General features: G+C 64.4%; 12 protein-coding genes. 8 read left to right on the forward strand and 4 right to left on the reverse strand.

Going from position 1 to position 14206, the window contains the following annotated elements; all coding sequences use genetic code 11:
• The first annotated feature begins 307 nt into the window (after positions 1-307).
• Entirely contained in the window at positions 308-958 is a 651-nt protein-coding gene (gene cmk / locus NKG99_RS15495) for a (d)CMP kinase (protein WP_352869381.1), read from the forward strand.
• A gap of 208 nt (positions 959-1166) precedes the next feature.
• On the forward strand, positions 1167-2864 hold the full coding sequence (gene rpsA / locus NKG99_RS15500; protein ID WP_023811516.1) for a 30S ribosomal protein S1: 1698 nt from the start codon (positions 1167-1169) through the stop codon (positions 2862-2864).
• Positions 2865-2970: 106 nt separating this feature from the next.
• On the opposite strand, the gene NKG99_RS15505 is transcribed toward rpsA, so the two are convergent.
• The 3 genes from NKG99_RS15505 to NKG99_RS15515 all read right to left on the reverse strand — a co-directional run bounded on the left by NKG99_RS15505 (position 2971) and on the right by NKG99_RS15515 (position 6307).
• On the reverse strand, positions 2971-3678 hold the full coding sequence (locus NKG99_RS15505; RefSeq protein ID WP_352869175.1) for an SDR family NAD(P)-dependent oxidoreductase: 708 nt from the start codon (positions 3676-3678) through the stop codon (positions 2971-2973).
• Positions 3679-3860: 182 nt separating this feature from the next.
• Positions 3861-5462 carry a 5-guanidino-2-oxopentanoate decarboxylase gene (locus tag NKG99_RS15510; protein WP_352869178.1) on the reverse strand — a complete coding sequence of 534 codons (1602 nt, stop codon included), beginning with the start codon at positions 5460-5462 and terminating at the stop codon, positions 3861-3863.
• Positions 5459-6307, reverse strand: a complete 849-nt coding sequence (locus tag NKG99_RS15515) for a dimethylarginine dimethylaminohydrolase family protein (protein ID WP_352869383.1) — start codon at positions 6305-6307, stop codon at positions 5459-5461. Before NKG99_RS15515 ends, NKG99_RS15510 begins: the two co-directional genes overlap by 4 nt.
• A gap of 244 nt (positions 6308-6551) precedes the next feature.
• On the opposite strand from NKG99_RS15515, the gene NKG99_RS15520 reads away from it, so the two are divergent.
• The 6 genes from NKG99_RS15520 to NKG99_RS15545 all read left to right on the forward strand — a co-directional run bounded on the left by NKG99_RS15520 (position 6552) and on the right by NKG99_RS15545 (position 12520).
• Complete coding sequence (locus NKG99_RS15520; RefSeq protein WP_352869385.1) at positions 6552-7367, forward strand: ABC transporter ATP-binding protein; 816 nt, start codon at positions 6552-6554, stop codon at positions 7365-7367.
• A 54-nt stretch (positions 7368-7421) separates the two neighbouring features.
• Positions 7422-8219, forward strand: a complete 798-nt coding sequence (locus NKG99_RS15525) for a transporter substrate-binding domain-containing protein (RefSeq protein WP_352869181.1) — start codon at positions 7422-7424, stop codon at positions 8217-8219.
• A 208-nt stretch (positions 8220-8427) separates the two neighbouring features.
• Positions 8428-9093 carry an ABC transporter permease gene (locus NKG99_RS15530; protein ID WP_352869387.1) on the forward strand — a complete coding sequence of 222 codons (666 nt, stop codon included), beginning with the start codon at positions 8428-8430 and terminating at the stop codon, positions 9091-9093.
• Positions 9093-9902: an ABC transporter permease gene (locus tag NKG99_RS15535; protein ID WP_352869183.1), complete on the forward strand. Its 810-nt coding sequence runs from the start codon at positions 9093-9095 to the stop codon at positions 9900-9902. Before NKG99_RS15530 ends, NKG99_RS15535 begins: the two co-directional genes overlap by 1 nt.
• 102 nt (positions 9903-10004) lie before the next feature.
• Positions 10005-11006 carry an Ldh family oxidoreductase gene (locus NKG99_RS15540; protein WP_352869185.1) on the forward strand — a complete coding sequence of 334 codons (1002 nt, stop codon included), beginning with the start codon at positions 10005-10007 and terminating at the stop codon, positions 11004-11006.
• 536 nt (positions 11007-11542) lie between these two features.
• A complete protein-coding gene (locus NKG99_RS15545) occupies positions 11543-12520 on the forward strand; it encodes a complex I NDUFA9 subunit family protein (RefSeq protein ID WP_352869187.1) in 978 nt (325 codons plus the stop codon).
• A 108-nt stretch (positions 12521-12628) separates the two neighbouring features.
• Here the strand turns inward: NKG99_RS15545 and NKG99_RS15550 are convergent, their stop codons facing one another.
• Positions 12629-14005 (reverse strand): cytochrome P450, encoded by a 1377-nt coding sequence (locus NKG99_RS15550; RefSeq protein WP_352869189.1) that lies wholly within the window; start codon positions 14003-14005, stop codon positions 12629-12631.
• Between the last annotated feature and the right edge of the window lie 201 nt (positions 14006-14206).

The raw sequence follows: 14206 nt of genomic DNA on the forward strand, positions 1-14206 counted from the left end.
CTGATGAAGGCGTTGGGCGCGGAGATTGGGTGACGTTCATGGCAATCGCTAGCGTTGAAGATTGCGCTCTGGCAGAGACGTCGGCGGGACAGCACCCCCCTCTGTCCTGCCGGACATCTCCCCCGCAAGGGGGGAGATTGGCAGCTTTGACGCTCCGCTCAGTCCTGCAACATTGGCGATTGGCGAAGTCAGCGGTGACGGCTGATCTCCCCCCTTGCGGGGGAGATGTCCGGCAGGACAGAGGGGGGTGCGACGGATCGCGGCGCTTGTCTTTTTCATCGCGCCTTTCGATCGCGGCGGCCAGCCAATGAGCATCCCCTTCACCATCGCCATCGACGGACCCGCGGGCGCCGGCAAAGGTACACTCGCCCGGCGGCTCGCCGACCACTATCGGCTGAACCTGCTCGACACCGGCCTCACCTATCGCGCCGTCGCCTATGCGCTGCTTCAGCACGCGCTGCCGCTCGACAATGTCTCGGCCGCCGAGACCGCTGCCCGCCAGGTCGATCTGGCCAAGCTCGACCGCGCGGTGCTGTCGGCGCATGCGGTCGGCGAGGCGGCGTCGAAGGTGGCGGTGTTCCCGACCGTGCGGCGCATCCTGGTCGAAAAGCAGCGCGACTTCGCTCAGACACCACCGGGCGCCGTGCTCGACGGGCGCGACATCGGCACCGTCGTCTGCCCTGACGCCGACATCAAACTCTATGTGACGGCGAGCGCCGAGGTGCGCGCGAGGCGCCGGCTGGCCGAGATCGAGAGCATCGGCGGCACCGCCGATTTCGCCGAGATCCTTGCCGATATCGTGCGCCGCGACGAGCGCGACATGGGTCGCGCCGACTCGCCTTTGAAGCCCGCCGCCGACGCGCACTTGCTTGATACCAGCGAAATGGCTATAGAAGCCGCGTTTCTCGCAGCCAAGGCGATCATAGACGACGTGCTGGCCAAGAGAGACAACGCCTGATCCGGGTTTTTCCCTCGCGTTTCCATTGTCGGAGGCGAAGAAGACACCCATATCGGGCACGAACCAGCCTGCCAGCATTCTTCATGCGCCGGAATTGCCGCTTAAAGAGCGGCCCAGGGCTTTTGTAGCCCGGAACGCCGGCAGGCTAACGCAACGCTAACCCACGGCGCCCGTCCCGCTTGAGATGCGGGGCACTCCAGGAGAAACAATGTCAGCTGCAAATCCCACTCGCGATGATTTCGCGAGCCTGCTCGAAGAATCATTTACCGCCGGCCATTCCGGCGAAGGCCAGGTCGTCAAGGGCATCATCACCGCCATTGAAAAAGACATGGCGATCATCGACGTTGGCCTCAAGGTCGAAGGCCGCGTGCCGCTGAAGGAATTCGGCGTCAAGGGCAAGGACACCACCCTCAAGGTCGGTGACACCGTCGAAGTCTATGTCGAGCGCATCGAGAACGCGCTTGGCGAAGCGATGCTTTCGCGTGAGAAGGCCCGCCGCGAAGAGAGCTGGGTCCGTCTCGAAGAGAAGTTCACCAAGGGTGAGCGCGTCGAAGGCGTTATCTTCAACCAGGTCAAGGGCGGCTTCACCGTCGACCTCGACGGCGCCGTGGCCTTCCTGCCGCGCAGCCAGGTCGATATCCGCCCGATCCGCGACGTCTCCCCGCTGATGCACAACCCGCAGCCCTTCGAGATCCTCAAGATGGATCGCCGCCGCGGCAACATCGTGGTGTCGCGCCGTACCGTGCTCGAGGAGAGCCGCGCCGAACAGCGTTCGGAAATCGTGCAGAATCTCGAAGAAGGCCAAGTTGTCGAAGGCGTCGTCAAGAACATCACCGATTACGGTGCGTTCGTCGACCTCGGCGGCATCGACGGCCTGCTGCATGTCACCGACATGGCATGGCGCCGCGTCAACCATCCGACCGAAATCCTCAACATCGGTCAGACGGTCAAGGTGCAGATCATCCGCATCAACCAGGAAACCCACCGCATCTCGCTCGGCATGAAGCAGCTCGAGAGCGATCCGTGGTCCGAGATCGGCACCAAGTTCCCGATCGGCAAGAAGATCAAGGGTACCGTCACCAACATCACCGACTACGGCGCGTTCGTCGAGCTGGAGCCGGGCATCGAGGGTCTCATCCACGTTTCGGAAATGTCGTGGACGAAGAAGAACGTGCATCCCGGCAAGATCCTGTCGACGACCCAGGAAGTCGACGTTGTGGTGCTTGAGGTCGATCCGGCCAAGCGCCGCATCTCGCTCGGCCTCAAGCAGACGCTCGAGAATCCGTGGCAGGCTTTCGCCTCGAGCCATCCGGTCGGCAGCCAGGTCGAGGGCGAGGTCAAGAACAAGACCGAGTTCGGCCTGTTCATCGGCCTCGAAGGCGACGTGGACGGCATGGTCCACCTTTCCGACCTCGACTGGACGCGTCCGGGCGAGCAGGTCATCGAAGAGTACAATCGCGGCGACATGGTCAAGGCGCAGGTGCTCGACGTCGACATCGACAAGGAGCGCATCTCGCTCGGCATCAAGCAGCTGGCCAAGGATACGGTCGGCGAAGCGGCGACTTCAGGCGAACTGCGCAAGAACGCGGTGGTCACCTGTGAAGTCATCGGCGTCAAGGATGGCGGTCTGGAAGTGCGGCTGGTCGACAGCGGCATCGAGACCTTCATCAAGCGCTCCGATCTGAGCCGCGACCGCGACGAGCAGCGCCCCGAGCGCTTCACCGTCGGCCAGAAGGTCGACGCCCGCGTCATCGCCTTCGACAAGAAGACCCGCAAGCTGCAGGTCTCGATCAAGGCGCTGGAAATCGCCGAAGAGAAGGAAGCGGTCGCTCAGTACGGCTCGACCGACTCCGGCGCTTCGCTGGGCGACATCCTGGGTGCCGCGCTGAAGAAGCAGGGCAGCTAAGTCCTTCGCACAGCGAAGTCTTCGCATAAGCTCGAAAACAAAACCCCGCCGGAGCAATCCGGCGGGGTTCTTCTTTGATCGACGTGAAGGTTGGAAGGTCGGAAGGTTAGGCCCTGCCGTAAAGCGGCACCAGCGTGCCGCTCATCGCCTGATTGGCCGGCGAGGCGAGATAGGCGATGGCTTCGGCGGCGGCTTCGAGACTGACCCATCTGGTGACATCGGCATCCGGCATATCGGCGCGGTTTGCCGGCGTGTCGAGCGTCGACGGCGCCACGGCGTTGACCAGGATGCCCTTGTGCTTCAGCTCCTCGGCCATCGCCACCGTCATCGCCGCCACCGCCGCCTTGCTTGCCGCGTAGGCGACCGAGCCCGCACCCTTGCGCGGCTCCAATGCCGCCCGTGCAGCGATATTGACGATGCGGCCTGCCGTGCCTGATGCCAGCATCGAGCGTACCGCCGCGCGGCAGCACAGGAAGGCGGTGCGCGCATTGGTGTCCATCATCTCGGCAAACGACGCCGACTCGATCTTTTCCACCGGCGCTCCCGTGAAGCCTCCGGCCAGGTGGATCGACCCCCACAGGCCGGGAACCTGGCTGTAGAACGCCTCGACCTTGGCGGAGTCCGAGAGATCGACATTGTGCACCAGCTCGACACGATCATGCGCGGTGAAAGGGAAATGGGCTGGTGCGGCGGCATGGGCATTGGGCACATGGCAGATCGCGCCGTCACTCAAAAGTTTGCCGACAACCGCACCGCCGAGCGCACCGGTTCCACCGGTCACGACGATATGCCTGCCTTCAAGGGTTTCCGTCATCTTGGACCGCTCCTGTCATTTTTTATCGTTAGGTCGTTTCTTGCGCCGCCGACGCGAAGCGTCGCGCCTTTCTCGCCATCACTCAATTGAAATCTCGACATGGCAGTTGTCGCGTCTTTGCATGCGTCCGCCACCGGCTAGCCGTGGGCAATGGCCGAGGCGGGAAGTCGGGCCACCGATATTCAGTCAACCGTGATTTCGATGACGCGTGGCAGTCCGGTTGCGCGAGCGCGTTTCAGCGCGTCCGTTAGAGCGGCGATATCGGACAGCCGTTCGGCGCCGATGCCATAGGCCTCAGCCAGCTTGCAGAAATCCGGCGGCGCCGGCGACACGCCGACCGGCTCGACCCCGACATCGAGCATCGAGGTTTCGATCTCGCGGTAGCCGCGATTGTTCCAAACGACGAAGATGACGGGCGCCCGGGCATCGAGCGCGGCGCCCAGTTCCGGCAGCGTGAACTGGAAGCCGCCGTCACCCGTGAGGCAGACGACCGGCGCCTCGGGCACGGCAAGAGCAGCACCGATCGCCGCCGGCGGGCCATAGCCGAGCGCGCCGAAGCCGGTCGCGGCATTGAACCAGCCGCCTGGCCGATCATGGTCGTAATAGAGGTTGGCGGCATAGATCGGCTGCGTTGAATCGCCGACGATGAACGCGCCCGGCAAAGTGTCGCGGATCACCTCGACGGCGCGCACCTGCTCCCGCAGCGTCGGATTGAGCTCGGCAAAGGCCGCTTGCCGCGCGGCGGCGGCGCGCGGCGGACCGTCCTCGCTTGCCGGGACATGGCTGATTTGCGGGAGCAGCGCTTCGAGCGCCTCGGCGCAATCGGCCTGGATCGAAACCGTCGCCGGGCGGCGGGCAAGCTGATCCGCGCCGATATCGATGCGGATCAGATTGGCGGGCAGCACAAAGCCGCCATCGCTGTAGCCGTCATAGTCGGTGGGGCCGAATTCGGTGCCGGCGGCAATCACCAGATCGGCGTCGGCCATCAGCGCCCGCACCGCCTTCAGGCTCGGGCTGGCTGGCACGCAAAGGGGATGACCATGCAGCAGGCCGCGCGCATTGGCGGTCTGGACGACCGGCGCTCCCAGCCGTTCGGCCAGGCGGCGCAATGGCGCTTCGGCACGCTTGGCACCGCCGCCGACCAGGATCAGGGGGCGGCGCGCGGCAGCGATGAGCTTGGCGGCGCTGGCAATTGCGGCAGCTTCCGGCGCGGGCGGCGTTACATTGCTCAGCATGGCAGCGATGCCATCCGCCGGCTTGACCATGACGTCGGTCGGGATCTCGATATGCACCGGGCCGGGCCGGGCCGATGAAAACAGGGCGAAGGCCTGCGCCAGGGCACCGGGCAATTCCCTGGCCTCGGTAACGCGCTGCGAAAACAGCGCCACTTTCTCCATCATGCCGCGCTGGTCGGGCAGTTCGTGCAGAAAACCCAGCCCCTTGCCCAGCGTCGGCATGGCGTTGACGCCGGAGATGACCAGCATCGGCACGGAATCGGCACGTGCCTGTCCCATGGCGGTGATGGTGTTGGTGAGCCCCGGTCCGGTGATGACGAAGGCGACGCCCGGCCGGCCGCTGGCGCGTGCATAGCCGTCGGCCATGAAGCCGGCGCCCTGTTCGTGGCGCGGCGTGACATGGCGGATCGTCGAGCGCGCCAGCCCCCGGTAGAGTTCGACCGTGTGCACCCCGGGAATGCCGAAGACCGTGTCGACGCCATGAGCTTCGAGCAGCGAGATAAGCGCCTCACCGACAGTCGTCCCAGTGATGGTCCCAATGGTGGTCATTGGCGCAGCACCGGGCGCGTCAGGCAGGTCGGGCCGCCCTCGCAGGCGATGCAGAGTGCGTCCGCCTCGAAGGTGGAAACCACGCAGCCGGCAGCCTGCATGGCAGCCGCAGTCCTGGGGAAACCGGCAACGGCAATGACCTGGCGCGGCGCGGTCGGCAGCACGTTGAGGCTGAGCCCGTTGGAGATGAAGAACTCGTCGGCGTCACCCTCGACCAGCGTGATGCCGCGCGCCCGCAGCAGCTGGTAGAAGGCGGCCGGCAGCAGCGGCGCGTAGACCAGCGCCAGATCGTCGGCGAGCGGACTGATCACCGACATCAGATGCAGGCAGGCTTCCTCCCCATGCCAGAGCGGCAGGTCGAAGCCAAAAACCGAAATGCCCTTGGGCGAAAGCAGGTTCGAAAGCTGCTGGATACCGTCCTGGTTGGTGCGCGCGCCACGGCCGACGGCCAGCGTGGTCGCATCGACCCAGACACAGTCGCCGCCTTCCACCTGGCCCGGATCGTCGATGCGGCCGAGAATGGGAATGCCCATGCGCTCGTAGGCTGCCTCATGCAGGCCGGGCTCGACCCGGCGCAACGCCTTGCCCATCGAGAGAATAATCGCGCCATGATCGGTCATCAGCGACGGATCGTGGGTGAAGACGGAATCGGCCAGCCCGTCATCGGCATCCGTCAGCCATTCGATCTCGGCGCCGGAGGCCGCGACCATGCCGGTCAATTGCTCATGCTGGGTTGCGGCCTTTTGCGGATCGAAACCCGGACCATAGTGCCATTCCTGTGCCCTTGCATGACGCATGGCGCTGGCGGCGGACCGCATCAGCACGCGTTTCAAGGGTCCGGCCATGGACTGCGACCCGTATGATTTGCCCACTAAATTCTCCCGAAACGTCCGTTGCCGCCACTAACCACTACGGCAGGCTGTGATCAATAGTCCAAAAACCATGGTTGACGGAGGCAAGCGGAACGGTCCATCCTGAGAATGGGAACTCTGTCCAGTGATGGGTAATGGGTAAAAGATACCAGCAGCGACGAGGTCGACCGCTCCGCGGAGCGTCGAAGGGATGACGGCTACAAGTGCCGCATCCGGGATGATAGCGCAAGGCGCCGCATCCGCATTGAAACAGACGGCGCAGGGCGGCGCCGCCGAAGCCATTCATGTCGAGAACCTGCACAAGAGGTTCGGTGAGCTGCATGTGCTGAAGGGCGTGTCGCTGTCGGCGCGTGACGGCGAGGTGATCGCCATTATCGGGGGCTCAGGCTCGGGCAAGTCGACGCTGCTGCGCTGCATCAACTGCCTGGAAAATCCGACCAGCGGTATCATCCGCGTCAATGGCGAAGAGATCAAGCTCAAGGCCGACAGCCACGGCCACACGGTTCCGGCCGACCGCAAGCAGATCGAGCGCATCCGCTCCAAGCTCGGCATGGTGTTCCAGAACTTCAACCTGTGGAGCCACATGACGCTGATCGAAAACGTCATCGAGGTTCCGGTGCATGTGCTTGGTGTCAAGCGCGATGTGGCGATCGCAGAGGCCGAAAAGCTGCTCGCCCGCGTCGGCCTTGCCGAAAAGCGCGACGTCTATCCGGCCTATCTGTCGGGCGGCCAGCAGCAGCGCGCCGCAATCGCCCGGGCGCTAGCCATCAATCCGCGCGTCATGCTTTTCGACGAGCCGACCTCGGCGCTCGACCCTGAGCTAGTCGGCGAGGTGCTGAAGGTGATCGGCGACCTGGCGCGCGAAGGCCGCACCATGGTGCTGGTCACCCATGAAATGAAGTTTGCCCGGGAGGTCGCGACGCATGTCGTCTACCTCTACAACGGGCTGGTCGAGGAAGAAGGGCCGCCGGAGCAAATCTTCGGCGCGCCGAAATCCGAAAGGCTGAAGCAGTTCATCCGCAACATCGGCTAGGACAGGCCGGGACGGAAGAAAACCGGGAACCAACAACAAACTGGGAGTCGTGAAATGAAGACCGTTCTGAAGACATTCGCCGCAGCGCTGCTGCTCGGCATTGCCGCCATGGGCGTGGCCAAGGCCGATCCGGTCAAGATCGGTGTCGCCGCCGAGCCCTATCCACCCTTCACCTCGCCGGATGCATCGGGCAAGTGGGTCGGCTGGGAAATCGAGTTCATCGACGCCGTCTGCGCCGAAGAGAAACTCGACTGCGTCATCACCCCGGTTGCCTGGGACGGCATCATTCCGGCGCTGACGACGAAGAAGATCGACCTCATCGTCAGCTCGATGTCGATTACCAACGAGCGCAAGAAGACGATCGACTTCTCGGACAAGTATTACAACACGCCGACGGCGATCATCGGGCCAAAGGACCAGAAATTCGGCGCCACTCCGGACGACCTCAAGGGCAAGGTCATCGGCGTTCAGGTGTCGACCGTGCACGCTGTCTACGCCAAGAAGCACTTCACCGGAGCGGCGGAAATCAAGGAATACCAGACCCAGGACGAAGCCAACAACGATCTGGCGGCCGGCCGCCTCGACGCGGTGCAGGCCGATTCCATCGCGCTTGGTGAATTTCTCAAATCGGACCAAGGCAAGGCCTGCTGCGATCTGAAGGGCATGGTGGCACCGGATGACGAAGTGCTCGGACCGGGCGTCGGGGCCGGCGTGCGCAAGGAAGACACCGAGTTGAAGGACAAGATCAACGCCGGCATCAAGGCGATCCGCGCCAACGGCAAATACGACGAGATCTCGAAGAAGTACTTCGATTTTGACATTTACGGCGGCGGCGGCGCGCAGTCGAACTGACAATCCTCTCGCATGAGCTGAGGGGCATGGCGTCAGCGCCATGCCCCTCCTGCCCGATCTTTCCCAGGCATGTTTGCCGCAGACGCAGCCGTCGGCGGTTAGAGCCAGCAATCCGGGGGCGACGCTGATCGACGCATTTCTTTCGGCCTCGGCGGCCGGCATCATCGAACTTCTCTCGCCCAATCCGCCGGGCTGGGGCGGGACCCTTTTGGTTGGGCTGCTCCATTCGATCGAGATCGCGCTGGGCGCCACATGTCTCGGTCTCTTGATCGGCACTGGCGGCGCCTATGGCAAGCTTTATGGCGGCCCGGTGGTGCGCGATCTGCTGGCGGTCTACACCACCATCGTGCGCGCCGTGCCCGAACTGGTGCTGATCCTGCTGCTCTATTATGCCGGAACCGACCTCATCAACCAGGCGCTGACGGCAATGGGTTATCAGCGCGTCGACATTAGCGGCCTTGCCGCCGGCATCGCCGTGCTCGGCTTTGTCCAGGGCGCCTATTCGACCGAGGTGATACGCGGCGCGATCCTGGCCATTCCGCAAGGGCAAATCGAAGCCGCGCGCGCCTATGGAATGTCTCCAGGCCTGCTTCTGCGGCGCATCACCTTGCCGGCAATGCTGCCCTTCGCCATACCGGGCCTCGCCAATCTCTGGCTGATCGCCACCAAGGACACCGCGCTGCTGGCGGTCGTCGGGTTCTACGAGCTGGCGCTGGCAACGCGGCAGGCCGCCGGCGTCACCAAAGCCTATTTCACCTTCTTCTTCGCCGCGGCTGTGCTCTATCTGCTGCTGTCGCTGTTTTCCAACCTCCTCATCGGCCGTGTCGAGGCCTGGTCGCGGCGCGGCATGCCTTCGCTCAGAGAGGCGCGCTGATGGCCAACGAGGCGGCCATCATCAACGTCGTCGCGCGAACGTCGCTGTGGCTGCAGCCGCACCGCATCATGCTGATCCTGATCGCGCTCGGCCTGGTTCTGTCGGCGGCCTTTTTCATGCGCTGGGACTGGCTGCCGCAATATTATGAAATGGGATTGATCGGCATCTGGCGCTCGCTGTGGATCCTGGCCGTCACCTGCGTGCTGGGCTTCCTGCTTGCCGTGCCACTCGGGCTGGCGCAGGCCACCGGCTCCTTCTGGTTCGCCGCGCCCGCCAAGGCGTTCTGCACGGTGATCCGGGGCACGCCGCTGCTGATCCAGCTGTGGCTGCTCTATTACGGGCTGGGCTCGCTGTTCCCGCAATATCCGTGGATCCGTGGATCCTGGATGTGGCCGTATCTGCGGCAAGCCTGGCCCTATGGCGTGCTGGCGTTGACCTTGTCTTTTGCCGGCTATGAAGGTGAAGTGATGCGCGGCGCCTTTGCCGGCGTGCCCAAGGGGCAACTCGAGGCCGCCCGCGCCTTCGGCATGAGCCGCTGGAAGGCATTCCGGCGCATCTGGCTGCCGCAAGCCATCTACCGGGCGCTGCCGACGCTGACCGGCGAGACCGTGCTGCAATTGAAGTCGACGCCGCTGGTGGCGACGATCAGCGTCATCGACATCTTCGCCGTTTCGTCCAAGGTGCGGCAGGATACCTACCTCACCTATGAGCCCCTGCTGCTGCTGGCGCTGATCTACATGACGATCACCGGTATTCTGGTCCTCGCCTTCGGCAGGATCGAGGCCAGGATCCCGAACAAGATCGGTTAGTGAGTTAGCGAATAGGGAATAGGGAATAGCGAATAGCAAGCGCCCGCTATTTCCGCTATTTCCGCCACTCGCCACTCGCCACTCGCTTAGGAACTCATTGCGATGCAACTCAGTCTCGACCAGGCAAAAGGATTGTGCCGGATGGCGGCACTCGGCGCCGGGGCCAATGAGGAAGCGGCACAATCGCTAACCGCTTCGATCATCGCCGCCGAGTCGGAAGGGCTTTCCTCCGTCGGGCTTTCGCATTTCATCGATTACCTCGAGGCTCTGGAAGCCGGCCGCATCGACGGCAACGCAGACCCGGTGATCACCCGGCCGGCGTTGGCGATCTACCTCTCCGATGCACGCGGCGGGCTGGCGCACACCGGCTTCGACCGCACCATCGACGACCTCGCCAAGGCGGCAAGGCTGTTTGGCGTCGCCATCTTCTCGCAGAAGAACGCCTATACATGCGGCGCGCTCGGCTATTTCACCGGCCGGCTGGCAGCGCAAGGGCTGGTGTCGTTCGCCGCCACCAACGGCCCCGCCGTGCTCGCCGGCTCCGGCTCGGTGAAGCCGGTCTACTGCACAAATCCGATGTCGTTTGCCGCACCCGCCGCCGATGGCGCGCCGCTGGTCATCGACCAGTCGTCGAGCGCCACCGCTTTCGTCAACATCCGCAAGGCGGCCGAGGAGGGCAAGACAATCCCCGAAGGCTGGGCGCTGGACGCCAGCGGCAATCCGACCACCGATCCGGCCGCCGCCATGAAGGGCGCGATGCTTGCCTTCGGCGGCCAGCGCGGCGCCAACATCGCGCTGATGGTCGAGGTGCTGGCGGCGGGCCTGTCGGGCGCCAACTGGTCGCTCGACGCGCCATGGTTCAGTGGTGGACCAGACAGCCCCGGCACCGGGCTGTTTGTGCTTGCGATCGAACCCAAGCTGCTCGATCCCGATTTCGAGCAGCGGATGAAGGACCAGCTCGACCGCCTGCGGCGGCGCTTCGGCGTGCATGTGCCCGGCCGTGCCCGGGCCGAAGCCGCCGAGAAGGCGCAAGCGCGGGGCATCAGCGCGTCCAAGGCCGTGGTGCAGCGCATTTCCGAATTCGCCGCCCGCTATTCTTCCTGAATAATCCGTTAGATATCAGATAGTTATCTCGCATTTTCCCGCTTGAGGCGCGGCGTGGTGCAATTTTCTTCGCGCCCCGCTGAACCTTTCCGCGCGTTACCGCGACCCAGCTTTGTCCGGGGCAAGGCGACCTTGCCCGATCCACACTGGGGGACCGCCAACTGCAGCGTCGATTTCGCCGCCGCCTGCAAGAAGGTCGGCGGCACCATGTCGGATGTTCAGGGCTGGGGTGGGCGTACTTGCTTCACGCCCTCCTGATACCGTCTCAGGTCAGGCCGCTCCGGCGGCCCCTGGCTTCGCATGGATGCAGCCCGGAAAACCCCGCTTCGGCGGGGTTTTCTGCGTTTTTGCATCCACGTCTTCAGGCGGCGATCCTGCTGTTCTTCGTCATTCGCGGCGGCAACCGCCACTCGGCCGACCCTGCATCGGCAAGGTGTTCCGATAAGGCTGGCAGCGACCACGCGTCACCCTTTGCCTTTGGCGCGAAACCGATTATGAAACGGCTTCAGCCAAGCCTGCGAGCGCCGGAGCCAGCCATGACCGAAATCCTGCAGACCCCAAAGCTCGTCGTCGTCTTTGGCGGGTCAGGCTTTGTCGGTCGCCATGTCGTGCGCGCGCTGGCCAAACGCGGTTATCGCATCCGCGTCGCCTGCCGGCGGCCCGATCTCGCCGGCCATCTGCAGCCGCTCGGCAATGTCGGCCAGATCCAGCCGGTGCAGGCCAATGTGCGCGTGCGCTGGTCAGTCGACCGCGCCGTGCAGGGCGCCGACCATGTCGTCAATCTGGTCGCCGTCCTGCATGAGAGCGGCCGGCAGAAATTCTCCGCCGTCCACGAGTTCGGCGCCCGCGCCGTGGCCGAGGCAGCGCGCGCCGTCGGCGCCGGTCTCACCCATATTTCGGCGCTGGGTGCCGATCTGAACTCCGGATCGGACTACGCGCGCACCAAGGCGCTCGGCGAAAAGGCCGTTCTGGAGACGATCAAGGACGCCGTGATCTTCCGGCCGTCGATCAATTTCGGGCCCGAGGACGCCTTCTTCAACCGCTTCGCCAACATGGCCCGCTATTCGCCGGTGCTGCCGCTGATCGGCGGCGGCCAGACCAAGTTCCAGCCGGTCTATGTCGGCGACGTCGCCGAAGCGGTGGCACGCTCGGTCGACGGCAAGGTCGAGGGCGGCCAGATCTATGAACTCGGCGGGCCGAAGGTGCTCACCTTCAAGGAGTGCATGGAAGAGCTGCTCGAGGTGATCGAGCGCAAGCGCCTGCTGGTGCCGGTGCCGTGGTGGGTGGCCAACATCCAGGCCTCGATCCTCGGCCTCTTGCCCAATCCGCTGCTGACCAAGGACCAGGTGATACAGCTGCGCGAGCACAACATCGTGTCGGACGCGGCGGCCAAGGCCAACAGGACGCTCGCCGGCCTCGGCATCCAGCCGCAATCGATCGCGACGATCCTGCCCAGCTACCTCTGGCGCTACCGCGCCGCCGGCCAGTTCCAGCAGCGCAAACCCGCAGCTTAATTCATTACCACAGCTTGAAGTTGTGTTGAGATTCAGGTCAGGCCGAGCCGAGAGCGGTGGATACCGAGAACCGGAACGGAGCGTTCGCAGGCCGGCATCACCTGAATATCACCACACCTGGCGGGGCGTGACCTGCATCGGCAAACCGCCTTGCGGTTGGGTGGTCAGCTTCTGCACCGGCCAGGGTTTTGTCTCCGCGGTGGTGTCGAAGCGGAAGCGTGACAGCATGATCGCCAGCGCGATGATCGCCTCCTGCATGGCGAAGCTGGCGCCGATGCAGACGCGCGGGCCCGCACCGAACGGCAGATACTGGAAGCGGTCGATCTTTTCGCGGTTTCCCGGATGGAAGCGCTCCGGCAGGAAGGCATTCGGCTGATCCCAAAGCTTCCGGTGGCGATGGACGACCCATGGCATCACCAGCACGGCGGCGTGTTTCGGGATATAGAGATCCTTCCACATTTCCGGCTCGATCGGCTCGCGGTTGATCGACGGTGCCGGCGGATACAGCCTGAGTGCTTCGTCGAAGGCAGCACGCGTGAAAGGCATGGCATCGAGCCACTTCGTCGGATCGGGCTCGCGCGCCAGCACCCGGTCGATCTCCTGCTCGACGCGGTTGCGCTCCCACGGGGATTCCGCAAGGCAATAGAGCGTCCAGCCAAGCGCGCGCGCCGTGGTCTCGTGGCCGGCGCCGATGAAGGTGATGATGTTGTCCTCGACCTCTGCCCGCGTCAGCCCGTCGGGGCCCTCGGCCTTGAGCAGCAGCGTCAGGAAATCCTGCGGCACGGCATCGGGATCCCGCCTGAATTTCTCTTCGCGCATCTTGACCGTGTCGGTGACGATCTTGCGGAAATAGGCCATGGTCTTGCGGCCGCGGATGCGGGTGAGACGCGGCAGCCAGTCGGGCGCGCGCAACAGGTCCAGCGGGTCGACGCGGCCCATCGTCTCGAACAGGCGGTCGATCTCGTTGGCGAAACTGCCCGGCACGCCGGCGATTTCGCCGGAAAACAGCGTCTCGGCCAGGATGTCGTAGGTGAGCAGCGTCATGTCATGGGCGATGTCGGATATGCCGCCGCCTTCGTAACGGGTGACGAACTCCCGCGTGCGCCAGAGCATCGGCTGGGCGAAACCGAAGATATGGCGCGGCGTGAACACCGGCGCCATCGCCTTGCGCGACCGTTTCCAGACCTCGCCCTCGGCGGTCAGCAGGCCGTCGCGCAAGATCGGCCGCAGGATTTTCTGGCGCACCGTCGCCATCTTGTAGTTCTTGGCGTTGTCGACCAGCACGTGGCGGATCAGGCCCGGATCGTTGGCAACGATGAGATGTCCACCAACGCCACTCGCCGAGATCCAGGGCTCGTTGTAGGTATGCTCCCCCCACAGTTCGAGCGGGTTGCGGTAGACGATGCGGATCATCTCCAGCGTCGAGGGAGGCGTCGTGCGCGGCTTTGGCGCCGGGGGGACGAAGGGGGCGGGCTGGATGTCCATGGGCTGCTCCGCTGATACACCAATGTAGTGGCTGGCAATCCGGGCGTCCATGGGACCGAACGGCAGGCACGAACCATGCGACCCGGGACGTGCGGCAGACAGTCCGTTCAGGCAATTGTGACCGCCTCCCTGGCGGTGTCGCCTTGTCCGCGGCCATGGCCTGCCGTAGGTCACGGTCACCAACAGATACCGCCAAACGAA

The sequence above is a fragment of the Mesorhizobium sp. M1409 genome (genome assembly GCF_040317535.1).
Lineage (GTDB): Bacteria > Pseudomonadota > Alphaproteobacteria > Rhizobiales > Rhizobiaceae > Mesorhizobium.